This is a genomic window from Nostoc cf. commune SO-36 (assembly GCF_023734775.1).
Classification (GTDB): domain Bacteria; phylum Cyanobacteriota; class Cyanobacteriia; order Cyanobacteriales; family Nostocaceae; genus Nostoc; species Nostoc commune_A.
The window spans coordinates 3,513,352-3,536,229 of sequence record NZ_AP025732.1; the positions used below are offsets into that span (position 1 = coordinate 3,513,352).

The window sequence follows — 22,878 nt, forward strand, 5'->3', positions numbered from 1 at the left end:
TTGATTTGCATTATCTTCTGTGGACAAAAACCGCGAACCGTTGATCAGTCTGGCACTTTACCACGCCTTTAAATGGTCAGTCGTCAGCCCCATGCTTCACGCTTACTTTCGGGGCCAGATTCATGGTACGGAAAATGTCCCCAAATCAGGGTCGTTGTTAATAGTAAGTAATCACGCTAGTTACTTTGACCCGCCGATTGTCTCTAATTGTGTACGTCGTCCAGTGGCGTACATGGCGAAAGAAGAGTTATTTAAAATCCCTGTTTTGGCGCAAGCGATTAAACTGTATGGTGCTTACCCGGTGAGTCGGGGAAGTGCCGATCGCAATGCCATCCGTTCCGCCCTAGAATATCTCGATAAAGGTTGGGCTGTCGGTGTTTTCTTAGAAGGTACTCGCACCCCAGATGGTCGAATCACAGACCCCAAAAGAGGCGCACTGCTACTAGCGGCGAAAGCAAAAGCCCCCATATTACCAGTAAGTGTCTGGGGTACTGAGAAGATTTTACAAAAAGGCTCGTTTCTACCTCGCGCAGTTCCCATCACTGTGAGAATCGGTAACTTGATTGATGCGCCTAGTTCCACTAATAAAGAGGAATTGGAGGCGTTGACACAAAAGTGTGCCACGGTAATTAACGAAATGCATGATTTAGGGCGATGAATCTAGAGATACAACAGATATATGCTTTAGGGAGGTAGCGATCGCTCCTAAACCTCTGTATGTTTAAGGTCAATCTGCTCTAGCAATGACATCAGACTTTGTGCTTAAATGCAACTGCTAGGCAAATCTACCATCAATTTCACCCTAAACAGCATTATGAGCGGCTTTGAAGCCAAGAATTTTTGGGAGCGATTAAATAATCTAGCATTAGTTAGATTTTTACTTTTAATTGCTTCTGGCTGGGCAATTGTACAGCTTTTAGCTTATTTTGAAGCAGTCATTGTTATTTTCACATTTGCTGCAATTTTGGCTTTTTTACTCAGCTATCCTGTACAATGGCTGCGGCGTTTTTTACCCCACGGTGTAGCTGTTGGTCTTGTTTTCTTGCTCAGTATTGTGATTATAGGCGGTCTGATAATTACCGTGGGCTTAACGGTTTTATCTCAAGGACAACAATTAATTGATAGTATCACAGCATTTTTGAATTCTTTAGTCCCTCTATTAGAGCGAATAGAAGAAATTTTGCGAAGCCGGAATTTACAGATAGATTTAAGTTTTATTGAAGAACAACTGCGGAACCAAGCTGTATCAAGTCTTGTGACTAGTTTAGCTATTCTACAAGGGTTTATGACGAACTTTGTGACTTTTGTATTAATTGCAGTTGTGGCTTTCTTCATGTTATTAGATGGAGACAAGCTGTGGAACTTTATCTTAAAAATTGTACCCAAACATCGCCGCAATCGATTTACAACTATAATCAGAAAGTCATTTTTAGGATTTTTTAGAGGTCAGTTATTATTAAGTGCATTTCTCACAAGTACGACTTTCCTCGTTTTCTTAATATTACAAGTACCTTTTGCTTTAATATTGGCAATAATAGTTGGAATTCTTGATATCATTCCTGGCATAGGAGCAACATTAGGAGTAAGCACAATTACTCTGTTTGTGTTATCTCAAGGTGTTTGGTTAGCATTGAAAGTATTAATAGCTTGTATTGTCCTCCAGCAGATACAAGACAACTTGATTGCTCCTCGAATTATGCAAGATGCGCTGAATCTTAATCCTGTTGTAGTATTCTTTGCTTTGCTAGTAGGCGCTAAAGTAGCAGGATTACTAGGAGTTTTTATATCTATTCCCATTGCTGGAGTAATTGTATCTTTATTTGAGATTGATGAGATGAAGTCAGAGGTTTAGTTATTGGTCATTCGTCATTTGTCATTTGTCAGTAACTTGGAACTAGTGAATAATGTAAAAATAGATATCAATCAATATTTGGGAAGTGATGTCGGATTTAAGAGCGGAATTAACAGAAATTTTGGATGAGGCAGAGTGGGAATGGTTAATTCCTCATGTACAAAGAGATGCAGTAATTTTGGTAGCACTTGAGCTAGAATTTGGTGGATGTTGGAGTAGCGATCGCCAGTGATAACATCCCATCAGTGGAACAGTGGATTGATCAACAATTGATTGCCAAACCCACGATAGTACAGGTGGGAGAATGGAATGGCGATCGCACTAAGCGATTTAATACTCTCATCGTTCAACCTTACGTTCTAGCCCAAGAAATAGTTGCTGCCTAATTCGTTTCTGTGTTGTTTCCGATAGCAGTTAGTGTTGGGGTATTTTCTCAGAAAAAATGTTTAATGTGCCAGTATTACTTTGGCTATTGCCACGGACTAGCTGGCTGATTTGAATTAAAGCAAAATTTTCTCCTTTAAGATTTATCCATCTAGGGGCTAAAATTGTTACGATAATTTCAGATTAGATGTTGAAACCTTGATCCAATCTGAGACCTTAGAATTATTAGAATGGCATCGCCTCTGCCAGCACCTTGCCACCTTTGCGGCAACGAAGCTGGGGGCGACAGCCGCGCGTCATCTGAAAATACCTGATTCTCAGATCCAAAGCGAAGAGTTATTAGAGCAAACCAAAGAAGTCTACCAGCTGGAAACTCGCCTGACTACGGGGCTGTCATTTGAGGGAATTCAAGATATTGGCGATTCCTTAGAACGGGCAGAACGCAGTGGAGTTTTGGCAGGAGAGGAACTGTTAGCGATCGCTACCACCCTCGCTGGTGCTAGAAATTTGCGCCGTGTCATCGACAATCAGGAAGATTTGCCGATATTGACTGAGTTGGTTGCCGATTTACGGACTTATCCAGAACTAGAACAAGAAATTCACCGATGTATTGATGAACGGGCCCAGGTAACTGATCGCGCCAGTCAAAAACTGGGAGAAATTCGCACAGACTTGCGGCGAGTACGCAGCCAAATTACCCAAAAGCTGCAAAATATCTTACAGGCAAAATCTGGCGCAGTTCAAGAACAGCTAATTACGCAACGCAGTGATCGCTATGTCATACCAGTAAAAGCACCGCAAAAAGATGCCATCCCTGGTATTGTTCACGACACCTCAACGAGTGGTGCAACCCTGTACGTAGAACCGAATTCGGTAGTACCTCTAGGCAACCAACTGCGGCCAATCATCCGAAGAGAGCAAGCGGAAGAAGAAGCGATTCGCCGCGTTTTGACGGAACAAGTCGCCGCAGTCAAACCAGATTTAGAGAGATTATTAGCGATCGCCACCACTTTGGATATGGCAACCGCTAGATCCCGATATAGTTTCTGGTTAGGAGCAAATCCCCCGCGATTTATCCAGCGTGAAGACAGTGAAATCATTACCTTACGGAACTTACGACATCCTTTGTTAGTGTGGCAACAACAGCATGAACAAGGGCAACCAGTAGTTCCTGTAGATTTGCTGATCAATCCGCTAATTCGGGTAGTGACAATTACCGGGCCCAACACTGGCGGTAAAACTGTAACTCTAAAAACCTTGGGGTTAGCAGCATTGATGGCCAAAGTAGGTTTATTTGTCCCTGCCCGCGAACCAGTAGAAATACCTTGGTTTGATAAGGTGTTGGCAGATATTGGCGATGAACAATCTTTACAGCAAAGTTTATCCACATTCTCTGGGCACATCCGCCGAATTAGTCGGATTTTAGAAGCATTGGGGAATGGGGAAAAAGAAATTCTTAATCCCAAATCACTCGTTTTACTCGATGAAGTCGGCGCGGAACCGATCCAGTTGAGGGTAGTGCCTTAGCGATCGCCTTGTTGCCATATCTAGCCAACCATTCCCAGCTAACGATCGCCACCACTCACTTCGGGGAATTAAAAGCCCTGAAATACGAAGACGAGCGCTTTGAAAATGCTTCTGTTGAATTTGACGAACGTACTCTCTCACCTACTTACCGTTTTTTGTGGGGCATACCCGGACGTTCTAACGCCTTAACTATTGCCCTCCGCTAGGATTGAACCCAGAAGTGGTACAACAGGCAAAAACCCAGGTGGGAGAAAGCCACGGATGAAGTTAACCAAGTAATTTGCTGGCTTAGAAGCACAACGCCGCCGTCAAGAAACCAAAGCAGCCGAAGCCCAAAGTTTGTTGCAGCAAGCGGAACGTTTATACAAAGAAGTATCCGCAAAAGCCGCAAGTCTGGAGGAAAGGGAAAGCAGTTTGCGGGCTTCACAGGAAATAGCAGTCTCAACAAGCGATCGCTCAAGCAAGAGGTGAAATTGCCCAAGTTATCCGCCGTTTGCAGAAAGGTACGCCCACAGCCCAAGAGGCGCAGCAAGCCACCAATGCTTTAAATCAAATTGGCCAACTTTATCAGCCAGCAACGCCAGCAAAACCAAAACCTGGATTTATGCCCAAAATAGGCGATCGCGTCCGCATTCCAAAATTGGGGCAGATCGCAGATGTAATCACCGCCCCCGATGAAGATGGCGAAGTTAAGCGTTCGGTTTGGGCTAATGAAGATGAACGTGAAGTTGCAAGATGTAGAATCTCTAGATGGTCAAAAACCCGAACCAATCGTCAAACCCAAGCCAGCCGCAGCAGTAGTAACGCCACCACCGCAAAATGTCCCAGAAATTCGGACTTCCCAAAACACCATCGATTTGCGCGGTAAACGGGTGGCTGATGCCGAATACATTTTAGATAAAGCTATCTCGGAAGCTACAGGCCCAGTCTGGATTATTCACGGGTACGGCACTGGTAAACTGCGACAAGGAGTTCACGCCTTTTTGCAACACCATCCCAGAGTTAAGCACTACGAACCAGCAGAACAAGCAGACGGCGGTACTGGTGTCACCATTGCTTATATCAATTGATTGCTTCTCATCCTGACAGTAAAAATCGAGTTATTAACTGTAGACTCAATCACTGATACCATTTCCAAAAATCTTTGTAATCAATGAATTAGCTATAGGGGCGTACAGATGTACGCCCCTAACTATATATATATGTATCATGCATTTTGTGGATGGTATGACCCGTGCGCTAGTAGCGATCGCTTGTGTTCCGCTTCAGTTTGAACCCACACACCGCCTTATTTCAAGAGAAGACTCTAGGCAAACAGGCGTAAAAGAGGGTTAGTAACCTCCTCTTAAAAAAGAGGGTTTTGAGGTATTTTTAAAATACTAAAACGTTAAACTAACTGTATTGCATACTCTTCAATGACTTCACGAGCTAGTAGTTTGCATTCTAGCTCTTTAGCTTTTTCATAAAGCAAAGCTTCTAATACCAATTCTTTATGAAGCTGCATAGAATTCGATCCCCCCTAGCCCTGCTTAAAAGAGGGGGGAATTCAAAGTCCCCCAATTTATCGGGGGATTTAGGGGGATCAAGATATGTGCAACTTCACATTAAATTGGTATAACCGTATCCCAACATTGCCAATTAATACCTTTTTTCTTCTTTTAAGGATCGATAGAAAATCATAATTAATGAGTGTTATAAATGTGTTTTTTGTCCATATTTATCTAGATTTTTTAAAGATTTTGTAAATTATTGCTCCAAAGCTTGTATATACAAACTATGTTCTACTATATTATATTTGTCAGCCAACAGGTTCAAACAATGTTAGTTTTATAAGCCCAGTTAAAAGGTAGAGTCAATAAGCATAACGTATTAGCTTAAGTTATTATAACAGCTTTATTGATCCGCAATAAATCTTGAAGATGATTGATGGATGATAAAGATGTTGATAAGAACTATATACAGAAACTTTGTACAATTTTAGCAAAACATCTTTAGTTTGCAGGCAAGCTAAACTGTATAGCAATTGAGGTATCAGCTGATATAGCCTGGTTTAGAATTAAACGTTTATATAATAATTACAAAGCCAAAAAGCGCCCGGTGCTACAAGGGAAAAAACCCCTCTAACTCACTGGATCTGCTATTCACGCTTTAAGAAACGTCAACATTCTGTTGACTACAAGGTTTCTGCATATAAGCTTTCTGACAACAAAAAATACATAAAATTTACTGATAGTTTCAAATTTGCAAGATTTAGGTTTGTAGGTACTTGTAAACTTAGTTTTATCTTATTAGATAAATTAAGCGTGTTGGAGTATTTAAAAACGCAGATATATACTATTGTAAATTCTGTATTGATATTGAACACAAGCAAGAATATCAACACAATGATAATCAGATCGGCATTAATCCCAATTGAGAGTTTTCTTATACCAATTGTGAAGTAAAGACAATTGGAAACTTTAGGCTTTTGCGGAAGATAGAGAAATCTTGAAAGCGCAAACGACACAAAATATCGAACTTTATAAGACATTCATATAACTGCTGCAAAGCTGTTAGTTAAAAAATTAGCCAAAAAGCGCCTCAAGCCAAATAGTGTGTTCATTTCTAACTAGTTAAGTATCCATTGGAGATACTTAGTCAACCTCAATCGACTACTCACGTATCAACTACGATTACAACAGCAAGGTATATATGACTTACAACAACATTAAACCCAAAATACTAGTATTAGCCATCGTTCAAGCAATTAGTTTTCAACCAAATAACGTTCCTGTACCATCTGGATATATTAAAGACATTGGTCAAGCCTACAATGATACTCGGGGCTTTGGTTGGGTGCGTGAAGATAGCTTAGGCAATACTATACGCACTCCTCTTGATATCCAACTTAATACACGCGATCGCAACCTAACTGGCATTGATCAACGACTAAATAGGTTGATTCATCTGCAATACCCTGCTAGTACTTCGGGAACAGCAGTGAAGATACCTGCCGCTTGGGAATATAAGTTGTCTAATGGTTCGTACAATGTGAATGTTAGCGTCGGTGATCCTAGTAATACTGTAAATAGTAAGCACCAGATCAATATAGAAGGTACGGCTGCTATTTCCGGCTTTGTACCAACGGCAACTCAAAAGTTTGCCGCAGTTACTCGAATTGTTAATGTTACCGACGGCAAGCTCACAATTGATGCTAAAGGTGGTACTAATACCAAGCTCAACTATATTGCGATCGCACCAGGCAACCTTCCCTCTGTCAGAATGAGCAATCCTACTGATGGTCAAACAAATGTACCGCCAGATATGTCGATTACAGTAGATGTAAATCTCCCCAACAGTGGGATTGCGGTTAATACCCTTTCAGCCTCAACCGTCAAGCTGATCGATAGCAGCACTAATACACAAGTCAATGCTAATTACAACACTTCGGGAGGCGGAGATGTGATTGTAGTGGCTCCGATAAATCATCTCAAAAGTAATACCAAGTATCTGTTGCAAATAACCGACGGGGTTAAAGATAGCAATGGTGTTGCATTCTTACCCCATAACATCAGTTTCACAACAGGTACTAAACCCCCTCCTGTAAACAATATTAGTTTTGAGCAAATCTCACTACCGAATGTACCTGCAAAACCCTACACCACAGTATTGATTGGGCCTGACAATAAACTCTATGCTGCCACCTTACTAGGTGAGATTTTACGCTTCCCGATCAATGCTAATGGCACCTTGGGTACGCCACAAACAATTTCCTCATTGCAGACTGCAAATGGTGGCAACCGAACTATCATTGGTATGCACTTTGATCCTTCATCAACAAATGCTAGCAACCTAATTCTATGGGTAACAAACAACTTCTACTGGAATGGAACTGGTAATGCGCCAGAGTGGAGCGGTAAGATTACCCGATTAAGCGGTTCCAACCTAGAGAAAGTACAAGACTATGTAGTTGGTTTACCACGATCAAGCCGGGATCATCTAACCAACAGCATTGAGTTTAAGCCTAATGAGCCAAATGTGCTGTATGTGTTGCAGGGTAGTAATAATAGTACTGGCGCACCAAACAGTGCCTGGAATAATCGTCCTGAGCAGTTGTTAACTGCTGCTGTATTACGAGTTGATCTGTCCAAGATCACCTCACTTCCTTTAAACGTTAAAACGGAAGATGGAGGTACTTATAACCCCTTCAATCAAAACGCACCTGTAACTATCTTTGCCAGTGGTGTACGCAATGCCTACGATCTGCTTTGGCACACCAATGGTCAATTGTATGTACCAACGAATGGTTCAGCAGCTGGTGGCAATACGCCCAATACACCTATTCCATTACCTCTTGCTTGCCAAAACCGTATCGATAAAGCTACTAATGGGGTTTATACTAGTCCATCTGTACCTTTCCTTAGCAGCATAGGCACGCAGCGAGACTTTCTGTTTCGCGTTGTTAAAAATGGTTATTATGGTCATCCCAATCCTAAGCGTTGTGAGTGGGTGTTGAATGGAGGGAATCCTACAGTTGGTACAGACCCAGATCAGATAAATGAATATCCTATTGGTACTCTACCTGACCGGAATTGGAAAGGTATCGCCTTCGATTTTGGCGAACATTTTTCACCAAATGGGATCATTGAGTACCGTAGTAATGTTTTAGGTGGTCAACTGCAAGGCAAACTGCTGGTGACACGCTACAGCGCTGGTAAAGACATTATTGTGCTAACACCAGGTGGCGCAAAATTGGATATTGTAAATTTCCAAACAGGTATTACTGGCTTCACAGGTTTTAGCCTAAGTCCATTAGATTTAGTTGAGAATCCTACAAATGGACATATCTACGTGGCGCAACTCAGTCAAGAGACTGGCATGGGCGCAATTACACTTCTGCGTCCACTGAATTAATATTAGTCTAGAATCCAACTGACGTAACCCAAGCGTATTGAGCTATAGCCTTTCTCGTATGCAACACATGGTAGGGATGCACAGCTAACTGGGCATCCCTACAAATGATCTGTGTTTCTCACAATTCAATATCACTATTTATTTAGCAAGTACCCATTAGTATCAAGAAGCGTCTTTAACAAACAGGCAAAAAATTGTATAGTAATTATATATACAGATAAACGAAATAATAAATATCAAGAAATTTCAAAATTTAAAGTCGCAAATAAATTAGGAGGTATTCTAAATAACTACTTGGCGATAATTAGCGATTAGCATTCAAAACAATAGTTTATTTATACTCTTGTACGGAGCTAGCAGCAAAAGTCGTGTAAACCTTAACTAGAATTGATAATTTTCTACTTTGTCCAAATTAAATTTTGTCCAAATTAAATTTTCATCTAGAGTAGGACAAAGATACCTGCTGTTTACCACATAAAAAAGTTAGATGAAGCCTCTGGCTCATAGCTATGGGAAACCAAGCTTGATTATTAAGAGTCTGGTTTCAAAATGGGTAACAGCAACATCCCCTATCAGCTTGATCACCTATGCTAAAAGTTATGCACTCGGCCGCCAACTCAGCCACTCCAAATTCCCAGTGGGAGGATTTAATCAAGCTTCCAGCCCCTAACACAGTTCAATGGGACAATATCAAAACCCAATTAGACTTGGTGCTGTTGGCGCTAGAAACCTTAACTGGGATTGGTTCAGAGGCTATGCTTTCGGCGGCAACTGATCTGAATTTAGAGTCAAGAGTGCCAGATCGCGTAGCTTTATGGCGACTGCGCCAATCAAATCCCCTACGTAAAGGTCAAGGAGGGCGAAAAAAGCTAGATGTCGAAGAAGCGCGATCGCTTGTTTTGATCATCTGCTACCTAGCCAAACAGCACCAGGAATTGATTCGCCGCGCTGTCGGTCTGTTGGAACAAATGGCAGAAAATAACCGGGAACCTCACCAGGCTGCTTTACTTGGAGATTATATTGATGCTTTTTGCAACACCTACCAAGAGCGGATGGAAGAGGACGAAAAAATCTCAACAGATTTACTAACCAATCTGGCCTTAAAACTGCTTGTAGATTTACTTTTTTACAGCGCTCCTGGTGGGCATCGCCGTCTCTGGCTAGCACTTATAGACCGTTCAACAAAATTTTAAATTTTAGATTTGAAATTTCTCAGCCAAAATTTGCTCATGAAAGTTTGCCAGATAAGGATTCCCTTTTGATGGTCGTTAGCTTTTGGGCGATGCACTATCAGCACTGCTTTCTTGCACACCAGTTTGCATAACGGAAGCAACCTGACAAAATCCTAAGTGGAGAATCCGGTATTTTAACTTTTCTTTGCAAGCAACGGCTCAATTTTTTGCAAAATCCCAAATAATCTTCTTTGCAGTTCCTGTCATGCCTCTATCAAATTCTGTTATTCGTTGCTACACACCACCGACTTGCACGCTAGAAGTATTCGCGCAAAGTTCACCTCTATCGCGTTGGATGGGGAAAACTGTTCTCAAACATCTGAGCTTTGAGCTACGTTTTGATGATCCCCGACTACCAGAAGAACATAGAGTTCCAATTCGGGGCGATCGCGAGCAACTCGAAGCTTTATGTGATGCTGTCACAAGCTACGTACAGCAATTTCTCCAACAATCTCCAGAAAGCTTTTGGGTTAGTTTTTCCCCTACCCAGCAGTCAAGCACAGCACTGGATGACCTGGAATTAAAGTCCTCAACAAAAACATTAAATGCCTTTAGTAACCAAATTCCACGGGCAAATATCCGTTTAGAACCAAGCAGCTATTTAAGTCACAACTTAGTTCTCGGTTCTCTCGCCAACCACTCATCTGGCCCCGTAATTCAACTCAGTCTGCTGCAACTATTCGATTTGGCAAGTGCTTTAGATGAGTACTCGACTGATGTCATGGCACTCCCAACTCTCAACAACACGAGTTCGACTCTCAGGTTCCCGACTTGGGCACCTATTGCCGCAGTATTAGTATTAGGTGTAGGTTTTTTACCAGTTACTTGGCAATATGCTAACAATATTAGGGAAAACCAACAGCAGACAGCCAAAACATCAGATTCAGCAGCAGTAAAAACCGCTTTAGAACCTTTAGCCCCACTAAGTTTTCCCACGCCTGAATCTGGACTCACAACTTCATCAGATAATGTGCTAGGTTCCACCCCTCCGCTTGTCACATCTACTTTACCCCAAGCACCTTTAACAGTCCCTAGTTCCAGTTTCTCTACACCGCCAGCTTTATTGCCAAATAATATACTGACAATACCTCAAGGGACGACTGCAACTCTTCCTCGTAATCAAGCGATGCCTCCGGCGAGCTTCTCCGCAAACGCTAACGCACCATCCAACAAAATCCCAGGCCAGGAAGTTGCCATAGTCCCAAATCTGGGACAGAACCTTACAGGGTCAACTTCCCAAACTGGTACTCTCCCTCAACTGCGGAATTTGCCACCTAGACTCTCTTCTAACGCAAGTAGCTTACCAACTAATATCTCACCAGTTGTCCCCCCATCTCTTGACACCATACCCAATAATAATCGTGGTAATACTCCTACCCAACCATCCTCACTCACTTCACAACAGCTAGACGAAAGAATTAATTCCTTACAGCAAGCTTCTCCTGGAGAGAAACCTGGTTCACAACTTCCCTCCTCTAGAACTGCCGAGAATAATCCCTTTATCGATCAATTAGGGGACGCACGCAAAACCCCCACATCCAGAGAAGTAGCTACTGGCACATTATTTGACACACCTCAAGTAGCAGAAGCTAGAGAATACCTTACAAAGCGTTGGCAACCACCTACTGGACTGGGACAAACATTAGAGTACAGTTTGATAGTCAGTGTTGACGGCACAGTTGAACGAATTTTTCCCCTTAATAAAGCAGCGAGAGAATTCGTTGATAGCGCTGGGATGCCTGAAGTTGGCAAACCTTTTGTATCTGCCAATACACGGGGACAAAATCTCAGAATTCGAGTTGTTCTCAGTCCTGATGGCAAGGTACAGACTTTTGCAGATGAATAAGTAAACTAATCCTGTTGATGCCACTTGTAAAACTGGTACAAATCTTGTGCCAGTTTCTACTTACTCTAATTGTTCTTTAGCTTGCCTTTTGAAGTCCAGTTACCAAACTGGTCTTACTATTAATACCAGTAAAGTTACCAATCAATACAATTACTGTTAATACCAATTCTCCAAAATTAAACTATAGATACAAGTCTGGAAACCCAGATTAAATCTTATGCCTCTTAATTTAAAATTACGAATTGGGATTAATAACTCATATCAAAGGTAAGAAATATGCAAACAATTGGTACTCAAAAAGACAGTGCAGCTTGGGTTATTCAAACTTGGGCAGCTTTTGTAATTTCTATTTCTATGACCACCTTTGGTATTGTAAACTTACCTGTAAATGGCTGGGTGAAAGGCTTTATGGGCATGGGTATGGCTTTTTCTATAGGCTCAACTTTTACTTTGGCGAAAACTACTAGAGACTTGCATGAAACTAGAAAATTAACCGCTAGGTTAGACGAGGCGAAAGTAGAAAAATTGCTTTCACAACATGATCCTTTAAATTTCAAATAAAGGGAGCTATACCAATTTTTAACAATACTACCTTTTGCGATTTGATGTGATCTAGACATCAGAAATTAACTCTATGACGAAAAACAAAAGGACTGGTATATCCAGTCCTTTACTATATTGATTTAACGTTTTTATCTTAATAACGGGATTTTTTAGTTTTTAACTTTTGCTTTTTACGCCGACGTTCGCTAGCAACAACTGCCTGTTCTACCGGATAACCCACTAAAGGAATTACCTGATATTTGCGCTCGTCTTCTAACTTTCTCAGTTCAGTGTAATCAACCCAGTGAATACAATCAACCGGACAAGTATCAATTGCTTCTTGGATAATTTCCTCAGCATCTCCATCTTGCCGAACCACGCGCGATCGCCCGTAATCTGGTTCAATATAAAAGGTGTTACGCGCAACATGGGCGCAATGTTTGCAGCCAATACAGGTGATTTCGTCAACATAAACACCATTTTGGCGCAATATACCACCCAATTCCGGTTCCAAACCAGAACGTTCTGGGGCATCCCGTAAAAAACCCCCTAATTCTGGTTCTAAACCGGAACGGTTATCTTCTTGTTCTTCCGGCGACGGCAGAAAATCAGCCATTACGCACTCCAGCGCTGTACTACCAACCGAATTGAACCATCTTCATTTTTTTGTTGTTCAGAAACTTGAAACCCTACACGAGCGGTTTCTTTCACAACTGTTTGATAAGCGTAGCGCTGTGTTACTTGGCGCAAAAATCCATCTACAGACAAATCTTGCTGCCAATATTGCAAGTCAGCCACCAATTCATATTCCTTGCCATTCCATCTAAAGCCGATGTCATAGCCATTTTCCTGCTCAATACTGACTTCTGCAGGATGGGTTTGACCGCGATAGCCACGAACTTCGCGTGGGCCAGGTTTCCAGTCTACGCCCAATTCAGTCAAAGCATCTTTCAAAGAATCAAGGTTACGGATTTGAGTCTTAATTTGGCTAAAGTGTGACATGGTGGTTGTGAATTAATAACACTAAACTACTGTGAAAACTTACCAATCGCTGTAAGTGCTGTGTGTATTCGCCACATTAGATTGCTGCACCTGAGCGGCGAAATATTCTGAAGTTGGCTCATGATTAAGTACTTGTCCCAGCTGTGCCTCTATTGCTGCTGTAACTTCAGCGCAAGAATTACCCACAATGCCAGTGACTTTCTCTTGTACCCGACCGTCTGGATAAATTATGAACTCTAATGTCTCCATTCTTTTGGCCAACCAGGATAAGTACGCTTAAATTGTACTGCCTTAGCAGAAGGCTACAAATATAGCCCTAGGAACATATTTAGATACAAACTTGCCATTTGTTAACTAATGTTCCATGTTTCAACATATATATCTCAGAATCTTTACAAAACTTATTATTATTATAAGCACACGCATCAGTATTTAGTTAGTTTCTCTTAACCTCATTGATTAGTCAAGGTAACTACTAGAGCTAGCCAAGTAAGCTGCAAAAGTCCTAAAAATAAGCATTAGAGGTACTATAGCCACCAAGATAATTCACAAAAATATAAAATTTATTGGAAAACTTTATTATTACCATGCAATTTAGATTATTATTTCTCAGGTTGGATGGGGCGTAGCGTATGCTCCAATAGCACTACTTGCTCTATATCCCTTGAGTACGTGGTGGCAAGCAAGTAACCTCTGCGTCACAACTAATCGTTAACTGAAAACACTCCTTTGGATTTATGAATTTATAGAAGGAGCTAGTTGCCAAAGCCTCGAATACTCCCTAACAACTTGCCGAGCTTGAGGAGAAATAAATATTGTAGCTGATTGGACAGCAATCTTTGCTGCATCTCGGCGACATTGAAGATGCTGTGTATCAATACAGTTTTTGATAACTGATATGCGTTCAGAAAACTTTTCTTGAGCAAGAGTTCGGTTGCGTTGACGTTCCTTTTCTAATTCATCGAATCGCATATCTCAACGATAAGTTATATCACTTCCTATTAAAACACTTTGGTGCATTTGTCTGTAAATTGGAGTGAAATACTAAAAAATTATATCAGCAAACCATAGACTTTTGAGAACAACGTAATAGCAAGAGTTTCAGCTATCGAAAATCAGCAGTATTCACTATTGAGAATAGAGCGATGTCTACGACGGGCTACGCCTAAGCTTTAAAGTAAGTAAATGTTTAAAGGTAAAAATATTTTAAAGGTTGTAAAATAACTTACGATTTTATAGTGTGTAAAACATTTTGAATTTGCTATTATCCTACTTAATCAGTTTATTTCCGAGGTAAATTTTATGGCAATGGTTCTAGATCAAGTAGTTCCTTTTGGGAGGTCAATGGATGAATATATAAAAATATTCAATTTAACAAACGCAGATTTGAACAAAAGAATCATTGGGATTGGGGATGGGCCAGCAAGCTTTAATGCAGAAATGACACGTCAGGGTAAAAGTGTAGTTTCTGTTGACCCACTGTACCAATTCTCCAGTGATGAAATATTGCAAAGATTTAATGAAGTAGTAGATAATATTATTAATCAAGTCAAGGCTACATCGAATGATTGGATATGGAGCTATCATAAATCCCCGGATGATTTGCGGGAAAATCGAGTGAAAGTTATTCAAGAATTTCTGTCTGATTATGAAACTGGCAAAAAGAGCAATAGATACGCAGTTGGTGAATTGCCAAAATTAGCTGATGATAATCAAGAGTTTGATCTAGCTCTTTGTTCGCATTTATTATTTTTATATTCAGATCATCTCGATTACGATTTTCACTTAAATTCAGTAGGTGAGATGCTACGTATTGCTAAAGAAGTCAGAATATTTCCCCTCATAACTTTAATGTGGAAACATTCACAACATTTAGATGAAATTGTCAAATATTATACTTCAAAAGGTTACAAGATAGATATTGAAAAGGTCGAATACGAATTACAGCCTGGTGGAAACCAGATGTTGAAGATAACTAAAGATGTTATGTAATTCGTATTCCTAAAGGATTGCTATATAGCGGTTATCGATTGGATGAGAACACCAAAGTCCTTACTGTCAAATCATTTCAGCAAAGTTTTTGTATCTCACTCAACTGCATACCGCTATAACCATTACGGTGAAATCTCATAACCATCGAATATATAATACAATTATTCGGCACACATTTAGCGATCGCCAGATTCTCTATATTTATGTGCGTAAGGGTAGCGAATCATAAATATCCTTAGTATCTGCGTTTTTATACTGGTTACACTGACACCCTTTCTGGGACTGGATCAGGGGATGCTGGCTCAAAATGTAACACCATAATTTGCTCTGGGCGTAAACCGACAGATTCGTAAGTGCGGCCAGAGCGATCGCTAAATTCCACTTCAAACGCAGCACCACCAGATAATAATTCTACTACTGTGCCAACTTGACCACGGTACAGGTTGTATTCAAGCAAATCAACTGTCAGTGCTACTACATCCAGCAACTTGATTGTATTTTTAGTCATCTTCTAGCACTTCCAAATATTTACAGCAGATAGCAGGTTGTTAATCTTGGGATATCAAAACCTTCTTCGATAATCCAACCACTCCGAATGGTTGCACTTCTATTTTGCCATTTCAACGTGAAATCTAGAGTGTAGCGTTGTCCAAATTCATCGCGCCGTCCCAAGCTTCCAAAGGCAGCATTGTCATAGGCGATTACTTAACGATTACAAATTTGTAATCAATTTAATTGATTTATTTAAACCTGTAATTTCTGAATCCTTGAGAACGTAATGTGGGGTATATACCAACCCATTTTCTAACATTTTGATTGGAGGTGCTAAAAGCATACCTCGACCTTCACCAAATTGAGTACGAATTATATTTCTAAGCCACTCTGGAGATTCTTGTGAGTAGGCAGTTCTAAACAAAGAAATATCTCCAATATCATCACCAAAGACTACCCAGCAATGACCATCCCAGTCTAAATTTGATTTGGAAAAAGCGTCATTTATCTCATGCGTATTATTATTGTTACCAAATATACGTCTTCCCATGATATCTAAGCTACCAGCAACCATATGAACAGGTATATTAGTATTATCTCTTATCATTGCTGTCCACATGGCACTCATTGGAGCGCAGCAGTTATGCATTACCGGAAAATTTTGAAGAATGGACTTTGCTGATTCGATTACTACCTCATAATCTTCTTGGGTTAAGTTGTATTCAAGATATGTATATTCTTCTTTTTCTGAATAAGATTTCTTAATTAATTGTGATAGTTCTTTTCTCATAAAGTCCTTCTAAATCAATTGGATTGGATGCATCGTATAGTTATACTTAAGCATTATTGTTACTACCTATGCCACTGTATTAGCACTGATACCCTCTTACCGAAGCTCAAATCATCAACCAAGAATTTTTGATAAAAATTTCCGCCAGAAGTCTATTGACTTCTGGTAAATCTATTGAGAAGCTAATAGTTAGATTTACTAATTAATAGAAGTGCATCAAACTTGTGACAATACTGACGGGAAAAATAAATCGATCGCAACCTCAAGAAGAACCAAAACCGTTGATTTTGGAAACTCAGGGACTCACACGCCGTTTTGGGAAGTTAACCGCAGTGAATAACCTGAGCATATCTGTAGAACAGGGCGAAGTCTTTGGACTGCTTGGCCCCAATGGAGCAGGGAAAAGTACAGTTCTTAAGATGTTGACAACCTTACTGCCTATCAGTGCAGGGAAAGCAACTTTAGCTGGCTATGACGTGGCTCGTGAATCTAATTCTGTAAGACGGGCTATCGGTTATGTACCTCAAGCGCTGTCTGCTGATGGTAGTCTCACGGGTTACGAAAATCTCTTAATTTTTGCCAAGCTGTATGGAATTCCTGCCAAAGGACGCGATCGCCGCATCTATGAAATTTTAGAATATATGGGTTTGCAAGATGCCGCGAAGCGCTTGGTACGAAACTACTCTGGTGGGATGATCCGCAAGTTGGAAATTGGCATATCAGTTCTACATCAACCCCAAATTTTGTTTCTTGATGAGCCGACTGTCGGATTAGATCCCATCGCTCGAACTCAAGTATGGCAGCTTGTACTACAACTCTGTGCTGATTACGGCACAACTATATTTTTAACAACCCACTTTTTAGAAGAAGCGGATAGCTTATGTAACCGAGTGGCAATTATGCAGCAAGGTGAAGTCGTTACTACAGGTACACCGAGCGACTTAAAAGCTTCTTTAAATAACCCAAATGCAACTTTGGATGATGTCTTTATTCACTATACAGGCGACCAGTTAACATCAGGAGTCAACTACCGTGACACAGCAAGAACCAGACGTACTGCTCAACGGTTGGGTTAAAGCACCACCCACTGTCCGAGTAAATTTGATCTCTGCAATCAAAGAGTTAGTTACAAAAACTCTAGCGATCGCAGAATTAGAAATACGGAAACTCCGCCACGATCCCACTGATTTAGTTGTTCGGGCTGTACAACCAGCATTATGGCTGCTAATTTTTGGGCAAGTTTTCGCCCGAACTCGCGCGATTCCTACAGGAAACTTACCCTATTTAGACTTTATTTCTGCTGGTATTTTGGCTCAGAGTATTTTGTTCGTAGCAATTTTTAGTGGTGGGATGACGCTAATTTGGGAGCGAGATTTAGGTATTGTCCATAAATTTTTAGCTAGTCCTACGCCTCGCGTGGCGATGGTGCTGGGCAAAGCTTTAGCCTGTGGGGTGAGGTGTTTATCTCAGGTAATATTCATTTACGGATTAGCATTTTTATTAGGTGTCAAACTAAATCTTCATCCCCTAGCGATTCTCCAAGTACTGCTGCTCGTCATACTGGGGGCGGGAACATTTTGTATTTTTTCATTAATTATTGGCTGTTTGGTGAAAAGTCGAGAAAGGATGACGGGTATTGGACAATTGTTAACCATGCCGTTATTTTTTGCGAGCAATGCCATCTATCCGATTTCTTTGATGCCCAGTTGGTTAAAGTTGATTTCCCATTTTAATCCGTTGACTTATTTGGTTGACGGCTTACGTAGCACCATGCTGTTAAACGGCACTAGCATCTATGGCTTTGGTCTGGATTGTACAATTCTCTTATTCACATTAATAATTTTGGCCATTCTTGGTGGAAAACTTTATCCACGGGTGGCCATGTAACTAGGAGAACAACAAGCCCATGACCTTGGATAAACCTAATCAAGGTGCAACTTCCGAAGAATGTGCCGCTAGAGTAATGGAAACAGTTCCATTAGTGATGCGGTTTATCCGAGCGGATATGCGTGCCCATAGTGCCGCTTTTTTATCTATACCTCAGTTGCGATCGCTAGCATTTATCAATCGCAATCCTGGCGCTTCATTATCTGATTTGGCAGAGCATTTAGGTGTCACCTCTGCCACAGCATCAGCAACCATAGAACGCTTGGTACAACGCGATTTTGTGAAACGCTGCGCTCATCCTCAAGAGCGGCGGCGGGTGCTGCTCAATTTAACTGAAGATGGAAAACATCATCTCAAGCAATCTCAAGATCAAACTCGCGCTCATATTACCGATTTATTAAAAGGTCTGACAGAAGAACAAATTTCTAACATTGAAGAAGGCTTAACTCTACTAAAAAATGTCTTCGAGAAAACAGAACTCAAAGCCCCCTAACTCTGAGGTTGCACAACACGATCCCTTTGCAGCCTTTAAGTTTCGAGACTATCGGCTATTTACTAGGACTTACGCACGAGTTACGGAATAACGTAGACGCTTCGACTTGCCGCAGGCTACCACAGAGGCGCAGAGGACACGGAAAAATCAGAGTTTGAGAGATATTTTGCGTAAGTCCTATTTACCATTGGACGGCTAGTGCTGTTTGTGGGATCGCAAATGCAAACTGTAGCGATTAGCTGGGAACTCTATGAGCGGACTAACTCAGCGATCGCATTAGGTGGTGTAGGACTGGCGCAAGTCCTACCGATGATTATTCTTACCTTGATTGCTGGAGATGTGGCCGATCGCCACGATGCCTACGGCGGGCTGCGCCTACGCAAACTCACCATATTACTCTCAGTAATGTTGCTAACTCTTTGCTCCCTAGCTTTGGGTGTACTTTCTTATACTCAAGGTGCAATTTTTCTAATTTATGCCTGCTTAGTATTGACAGGTGTTGCTAAGGCATTCCTCAAACCTGCCAGTGATGCTCTAATGTGGCAATTAATACCTGTTAATGCTTTCACCAATGCAGCCATGTGGAATAGTAGTAGCTTTTCAGTTAGCCGCAGTCATGGGCCCAGCCTTCGGGGGATTCGGGATTGCGCTGTTGGAAAGTGCTACAGGAGTTTGTGTATTAGCAGCGATCGCAACTTTACTGTGTTTTATTTTAACGTTGGTAATCAAAGAGCAAAAAGTCATCCGCTCAACTGAGCCAATTTCATTTAAAGCACTTGCAGCTGGTGCTAAGTTTGTTTGGCAGAATCAGTTGATTTTAGCAGCGATTATTAAGTTAAGAATTATTTGGCGTAAGTTTGAGAATTGGTATTAGTAGTTACCACAAGCACATCGTAGATGGTTTAGATTGGCCCAAAGCAATCTTAGTATAATGGTAGATATAAGCCCTGTTTCTAAGTGTCAATTTTGGATAAATACTATAGATTGTTTTTCTAGGTGAATATTATGAACAATAACCTTCCAGCAGAGCCTAGAAAAGGTTTTAACTTAGCCGAAACTTCGATTAATAAGGAGTCGCCTTTTATGGAAAGTGATGGATTGCTTTTCTATAAAGATGGGTACAAGACTCCAGAATTTTTAAGCTCATCCTTTTGCATACATCTATTTGGTGAACGAGTTATCGTAGATCACTATGTACTGTTGTTTCCTAATTCAGAAACTCTTACAGACTATGCTAAAACTCTGATCAACTATGATGCCAAAATCACCGAAGGGCCAGGAAAATGGCCTGATGATTTTTGTCCTGAGCAAAACCTATTGCCCGAAGATGCTAGTATGTACTTTCTCTCAGCCTTAATGCCGTCAGGCATGATTTTGGTGCTGCTTGCACCGAACGCGCCAGATGAACAGATAGCTAGTTTATGCCAGGAGCAAGGTTTTAACACTGTCCATCATGTTGCCATTCTTGTTGATGATATCTATTCAGCAGCACAAGTATGGCAAAATAAGGGCTTTCTTCCTCTGTCTATGACTCCTCAAGAGGATGGTTCCTTGTGCCAATGGTTTTTCCGCAACTGGGCAGGTCAAATTATAGAGCTAATCTGCCGCCAATGGACAGGTAAAGAGACTTTTTCCTGTGAGAATATCGCTGGTTTACGCCTTTCAGAATTGGCAGCTTAAATTTTTCAAAGTAATTCCTAATTATTACCTACGACTAATACCAATTCTGTATGAAGATGCGCCTATAAGTAGGTGGGTAGGAAAATTTATAACTATGTCATTGCGTACCGCCAAGGGCGGAACCCGTAGGGTACCTAGCAAAGCGAAGTCAAGCAATCACAAGGGTTTCGGCTCTTTTACATTTCGTTACGTAGTTAGGTTTATTTGAGCTAACCTACTTAGTGTAAGAAATAAAGAACGTTAGTAATTATTTGGTCAAGTATGCTCCCTGCGACGGTGATTAGCAGCTTGTAATAACAGAGATTCGGCAAAGGCGATCGCATCGCTTGCAGATTTACCACCAGCTAACTGCGCTAATTCTTCCCGGCGAGTGTTTAAATTATCCAAGGTAGTAACTCTGACAACAGTACGCTGTTCGGCGTTGTCATTGTTAGCTTTTTTACCTTTGCCTGGATTAATAGTTTGCTTATCTACACGAAAATGCCGATCGGCCATTGCCGCAACTAAAGGCTGGTGGGTAACACATAATACTTGGTTGCGTTGACTTAGCTGGTGTAATTTTTCTGCGATCGCTTGGGCGACTCTTCCCGAAACCCCGACATCAATTTCATCAAAAACCATTGTCCCAGCCACGTCAACCTGAGAAAAACAAGCTTTCAGCGCCAGTAAAAAGCGACTCATTTCCCCGCCAGAGGCAACTTCCGTTAAAGGTTGTAGTGGTTCTCCAGGGTTGGAACTAAATGTAAAGGTAATTTTATCTGCTCCCATCGCAGTTGGGAAAGCTGGTAATATTTCAACCAGAAACTTCACCTTTTCCATCGCTAGGGGCTTGAGTTCAGCTACTAAACGTGATTCTAAATTAGCCGCCGCCTTACTCCGCATTTGAGTTAACTGATTGCTTGCTTGGGTGAGTTTTTCAAAACACACTTTTTCTTGATGTTCCAACTTTTCGATAGATTGTTCGCTGTCATTAAGTTGGGCTAATTCCCCTTGGATACGTTCGTAATAAGCGATCGCTTCTGTAAGCGTTGGCCCGTACTTACGACAAATTTGCTTTAATTCTTGAATCCGTTCTTCCACCTCTTCCAATCGGTGCGGATCGGCTTCCAAGCCATCCCCATAAGCATTAATTTGCCTTCCCACTTCCATCACCGCAGCTTGCGCGTCACGCACCAATTCCAACAGGTGTTGTAGTTGGCTATCATATTCCACCATGTCACTTAATATCGTCTCACTGTCTCCCAATAAATCACCTGCGGCGGGAGTTTCATTATCGTTTTGATACAAAGCCTGATAGACTTTGTAACTCATTTGTTGCAAATCAACGACATGATTTAGGCGTTCCCGTTCTTGTCCCAACTGTTCCAATTCATTAGGTTCACTGAGGTTTGCTGCTCCCAATTCCTGCACTTGATAAGTGAGCAAGTCGAATTGTTGCAATCGTTCCCGTTCTGATGTCCGGCGTTTTTCTAATGCTAAATGCGCCTGTTGGTAATTACTAAAGCTTGTAGCGACTTTATGACGCTGCTGCATTAAAGAGTCTCCGCCATATAAATCTAACCAGTCACGGACTTGGGCAGATTGTCCCACTTGTACCGTTTGACCTTGGGCTGTGATTTCTACCAAGCGATCGCGCATTCCGCCCATGATCTGCCGATTTACCAACACACCATTCACCCGCGATCGACTGCGGACATTACTTGCAGTCGCTGTGATTTCTCGGCTAATCACTACTGAATTTTCATCAAGCAAATCTATTTCTTGTTCAGTCAACCAAGCTGCTAAGGGGGCGTTTGAGGTGAAAGTAGCCTCTACCATCGCCCGACTTGTCCCCGTGCGAATGACTCGACTAGAGACTTTACCTCCCAAAGCGGCATCAATCGCATCCAAAATAATCGATTTTCCTGCGCCGGTTTCACCTGTTAACACATTTAGTCCTGCGCCAAATTCCAATTCTAGTTGGTCAATTAGGGCAAAGTTTTCAATTCTTAGGCAAAGCAACATCAAGCCAAGTTCTCCATGAGGGCAGATGCCGGATACTTCTAATTTACAAGATAATAAGTCTCATCCTTTAGCAACTAGCAATATCTAATACTATTGAACTAGTATGCCCGTTTAAGTGTAGCAGACTAGTAGGGAGTAGGAGATGAGGCAGATGAGGTAGAAATAATTAATGCCCAATGCCCAATGCCCCATTCCCAATTCCCAATCCCTCAACATATTGTTACAATACTTAATGTGATCGTTCTGACTGGTGGCCTTTTT

General features: G+C 41.3%; 20 protein-coding genes and 2 pseudogenes. 14 read left to right on the forward strand and 8 right to left on the reverse strand.

Annotation, left to right across the window (positions count from 1 at the left end; translation table 11 throughout):
* Window positions 1–19: 19 nt before the first annotated feature.
* From ANSO36C_RS15785 to ANSO36C_RS15820, 8 genes and pseudogenes are all read left to right on the forward strand, one after another.
* A complete protein-coding gene (locus ANSO36C_RS15785; RefSeq protein WP_251955313.1) occupies window positions 20–658 on the forward strand; it encodes a lysophospholipid acyltransferase family protein in 639 nt (212 codons plus the stop codon).
* Window positions 659–814: 156 nt separating this feature from the next.
* On the forward strand, window positions 815–1,852 hold the full coding sequence (locus tag ANSO36C_RS15790; RefSeq protein WP_251955315.1) for an AI-2E family transporter: 1,038 nt from the start codon (window positions 815–817) through the stop codon (window positions 1,850–1,852).
* Between the two features lie 88 nt (window positions 1,853–1,940).
* Window positions 1,941–2,238: pseudogene (locus ANSO36C_RS15795) on the forward strand (DUF2288 domain-containing protein).
* 196 nt (window positions 2,239–2,434) lie between these two features.
* Window positions 2,435–4,833, forward strand: a pseudogene (locus ANSO36C_RS15800) (endonuclease MutS2).
* A 1,621-nt stretch (window positions 4,834–6,454) separates the two neighbouring features.
* The gene (locus ANSO36C_RS15805) at window positions 6,455–8,656 is read left to right on the forward strand and encodes an Ig-like domain-containing domain (protein ID WP_251955316.1); all 2,202 of its coding nucleotides are present in this window, start codon (window positions 6,455–6,457) and stop codon (window positions 8,654–8,656) included.
* Window positions 8,657–9,243: 587 nt separating this feature from the next.
* Window positions 9,244–9,849: a DUF3038 domain-containing protein gene (locus tag ANSO36C_RS15810; protein ID WP_012406938.1), complete on the forward strand. Its 606-nt coding sequence runs from the start codon at window positions 9,244–9,246 to the stop codon at window positions 9,847–9,849.
* A 244-nt stretch (window positions 9,850–10,093) separates the two neighbouring features.
* Window positions 10,094–11,734 (forward strand): DUF4335 domain-containing protein, encoded by a 1,641-nt coding sequence (locus ANSO36C_RS15815; protein WP_251955317.1) that lies wholly within the window; start codon window positions 10,094–10,096, stop codon window positions 11,732–11,734.
* Between the two features lie 276 nt (window positions 11,735–12,010).
* Complete coding sequence (locus tag ANSO36C_RS15820; protein ID WP_251955318.1) at window positions 12,011–12,295, forward strand: YiaA/YiaB family inner membrane protein; 285 nt, start codon at window positions 12,011–12,013, stop codon at window positions 12,293–12,295.
* Window positions 12,296–12,431: 136 nt separating this feature from the next.
* Here the strand turns inward: ANSO36C_RS15820 and ANSO36C_RS15825 are convergent, their stop codons facing one another.
* The 4 genes from ANSO36C_RS15825 to ANSO36C_RS15840 form a co-directional block, all read right to left on the reverse strand.
* Entirely contained in the window at window positions 12,432–12,893 is a 462-nt protein-coding gene (locus ANSO36C_RS15825; RefSeq protein WP_099099908.1) for a ferredoxin, read from the reverse strand.
* On the reverse strand, window positions 12,893–13,279 hold the full coding sequence (locus tag ANSO36C_RS15830; RefSeq protein ID WP_012406942.1) for a DUF1257 domain-containing protein: 387 nt from the start codon (window positions 13,277–13,279) through the stop codon (window positions 12,893–12,895). Before ANSO36C_RS15830 ends, ANSO36C_RS15825 begins: the two co-directional genes overlap by 1 nt.
* A gap of 39 nt (window positions 13,280–13,318) precedes the next feature.
* A complete protein-coding gene (locus ANSO36C_RS15835; RefSeq protein WP_251955319.1) occupies window positions 13,319–13,528 on the reverse strand; it encodes a DUF2997 domain-containing protein in 210 nt (69 codons plus the stop codon).
* A 486-nt stretch (window positions 13,529–14,014) separates the two neighbouring features.
* A complete protein-coding gene (locus ANSO36C_RS15840; protein WP_251955320.1) occupies window positions 14,015–14,251 on the reverse strand; it encodes a hypothetical protein in 237 nt (78 codons plus the stop codon).
* A gap of 330 nt (window positions 14,252–14,581) precedes the next feature.
* Here ANSO36C_RS15840 and ANSO36C_RS15845 point away from each other — a divergent pair, with 330 nt between their 5' ends.
* Window positions 14,582–15,271 carry an SAM-dependent methyltransferase gene (locus tag ANSO36C_RS15845; RefSeq protein WP_251955321.1) on the forward strand — a complete coding sequence of 230 codons (690 nt, stop codon included), beginning with the start codon at window positions 14,582–14,584 and terminating at the stop codon, window positions 15,269–15,271.
* A gap of 259 nt (window positions 15,272–15,530) precedes the next feature.
* Here ANSO36C_RS15845 and ANSO36C_RS15850 read toward each other — a convergent pair whose 3' ends face one another.
* The 3 genes from ANSO36C_RS15850 to ANSO36C_RS15855 are packed head-to-tail and all read right to left on the reverse strand — an operon-like array spanning window position 15,531 to window position 16,553.
* The gene (locus ANSO36C_RS15850) at window positions 15,531–15,779 is read right to left on the reverse strand and encodes a DUF4926 domain-containing protein (protein WP_251955322.1); all 249 of its coding nucleotides are present in this window, start codon (window positions 15,777–15,779) and stop codon (window positions 15,531–15,533) included.
* Between the two features lie 20 nt (window positions 15,780–15,799).
* Window positions 15,800–15,943, reverse strand: coding sequence for a DUF6883 domain-containing protein (locus ANSO36C_RS34260; RefSeq protein WP_323374452.1), 144 nt, complete (start codon window positions 15,941–15,943; stop codon window positions 15,800–15,802).
* Window positions 15,944–15,983: 40 nt separating this feature from the next.
* Entirely contained in the window at window positions 15,984–16,553 is a 570-nt protein-coding gene (locus ANSO36C_RS15855) for a hypothetical protein (RefSeq protein ID WP_251955323.1), read from the reverse strand.
* Between the two features lie 224 nt (window positions 16,554–16,777).
* Here ANSO36C_RS15855 and ANSO36C_RS15860 point away from each other — a divergent pair, with 224 nt between their 5' ends.
* The 5 genes from ANSO36C_RS15860 (at window position 16,778) to ANSO36C_RS15880 (ending at window position 20,613) form a co-directional block, all read left to right on the forward strand.
* On the forward strand, window positions 16,778–17,629 hold the full coding sequence (locus tag ANSO36C_RS15860; RefSeq protein ID WP_251955324.1) for an ABC transporter ATP-binding protein: 852 nt from the start codon (window positions 16,778–16,780) through the stop codon (window positions 17,627–17,629).
* Window positions 17,586–18,440, forward strand: coding sequence for an ABC transporter permease (locus tag ANSO36C_RS15865; protein ID WP_251955325.1), 855 nt, complete (start codon window positions 17,586–17,588; stop codon window positions 18,438–18,440). Before ANSO36C_RS15860 ends, ANSO36C_RS15865 begins: the two co-directional genes overlap by 44 nt.
* A gap of 19 nt (window positions 18,441–18,459) precedes the next feature.
* Window positions 18,460–18,933 (forward strand): MarR family winged helix-turn-helix transcriptional regulator, encoded by a 474-nt coding sequence (locus ANSO36C_RS15870; protein ID WP_251955326.1) that lies wholly within the window; start codon window positions 18,460–18,462, stop codon window positions 18,931–18,933.
* Window positions 18,934–19,140: 207 nt separating this feature from the next.
* A complete protein-coding gene (locus ANSO36C_RS15875; protein ID WP_251955327.1) occupies window positions 19,141–19,689 on the forward strand; it encodes an MFS transporter in 549 nt (182 codons plus the stop codon).
* A 249-nt stretch (window positions 19,690–19,938) separates the two neighbouring features.
* Window positions 19,939–20,613: a hypothetical protein gene (locus ANSO36C_RS15880; protein WP_251955328.1), complete on the forward strand. Its 675-nt coding sequence runs from the start codon at window positions 19,939–19,941 to the stop codon at window positions 20,611–20,613.
* A gap of 255 nt (window positions 20,614–20,868) precedes the next feature.
* On the opposite strand, the gene recN is transcribed toward ANSO36C_RS15880, so the two are convergent.
* Complete coding sequence (gene recN, locus ANSO36C_RS15885) at window positions 20,869–22,617, reverse strand: DNA repair protein RecN (RefSeq protein ID WP_251955329.1); 1,749 nt, start codon at window positions 22,615–22,617, stop codon at window positions 20,869–20,871.
* Window positions 22,618–22,878 lie beyond the last annotated feature (261 nt).

Excerpts from the sequence above, each read along its gene's own strand:
- ANSO36C_RS15790 (WP_251955315.1), top strand. The coding sequence starts at position 815 with ATGAGCGGCTTTGAAGCCAAGAATTTTTGGGAGCGATTAAATAATCTA.
- ANSO36C_RS15805 (WP_251955316.1), top strand. The coding sequence starts at position 6,455 with ATGACTTACAACAACATTAAACCCAAAATACTAGTATTAGCCATCGTT.
- ANSO36C_RS15810 (WP_012406938.1), top strand. The coding sequence starts at position 9,244 with ATGCTAAAAGTTATGCACTCGGCCGCCAACTCAGCCACTCCAAATTCC.
- ANSO36C_RS15815 (WP_251955317.1), top strand. The coding sequence starts at position 10,094 with ATGCCTCTATCAAATTCTGTTATTCGTTGCTACACACCACCGACTTGC.
- ANSO36C_RS15820 (WP_251955318.1), top strand. The coding sequence starts at position 12,011 with ATGCAAACAATTGGTACTCAAAAAGACAGTGCAGCTTGGGTTATTCAA.
- ANSO36C_RS15825 (WP_099099908.1), bottom strand. The coding sequence starts at position 12,893 with ATGGCTGATTTTCTGCCGTCGCCGGAAGAACAAGAAGATAACCGTTCC.
- ANSO36C_RS15830 (WP_012406942.1), bottom strand. The coding sequence starts at position 13,279 with ATGTCACACTTTAGCCAAATTAAGACTCAAATCCGTAACCTTGATTCT.
- ANSO36C_RS15835 (WP_251955319.1), bottom strand. The coding sequence starts at position 13,528 with ATGGAGACATTAGAGTTCATAATTTATCCAGACGGTCGGGTACAAGAG.
- ANSO36C_RS15840 (WP_251955320.1), bottom strand. The coding sequence starts at position 14,251 with ATGCGATTCGATGAATTAGAAAAGGAACGTCAACGCAACCGAACTCTT.
- ANSO36C_RS15845 (WP_251955321.1), top strand. The coding sequence starts at position 14,582 with ATGGCAATGGTTCTAGATCAAGTAGTTCCTTTTGGGAGGTCAATGGAT.
- ANSO36C_RS15850 (WP_251955322.1), bottom strand. The coding sequence starts at position 15,779 with ATGACTAAAAATACAATCAAGTTGCTGGATGTAGTAGCACTGACAGTT.
- ANSO36C_RS15855 (WP_251955323.1), bottom strand. The coding sequence starts at position 16,553 with ATGAGAAAAGAACTATCACAATTAATTAAGAAATCTTATTCAGAAAAA.
- ANSO36C_RS15870 (WP_251955326.1), top strand. The coding sequence starts at position 18,460 with ATGACCTTGGATAAACCTAATCAAGGTGCAACTTCCGAAGAATGTGCC.
- ANSO36C_RS15880 (WP_251955328.1), top strand. The coding sequence starts at position 19,939 with ATGAACAATAACCTTCCAGCAGAGCCTAGAAAAGGTTTTAACTTAGCC.
- recN (WP_251955329.1), bottom strand. The coding sequence starts at position 22,617 with ATGTTGCTTTGCCTAAGAATTGAAAACTTTGCCCTAATTGACCAACTA.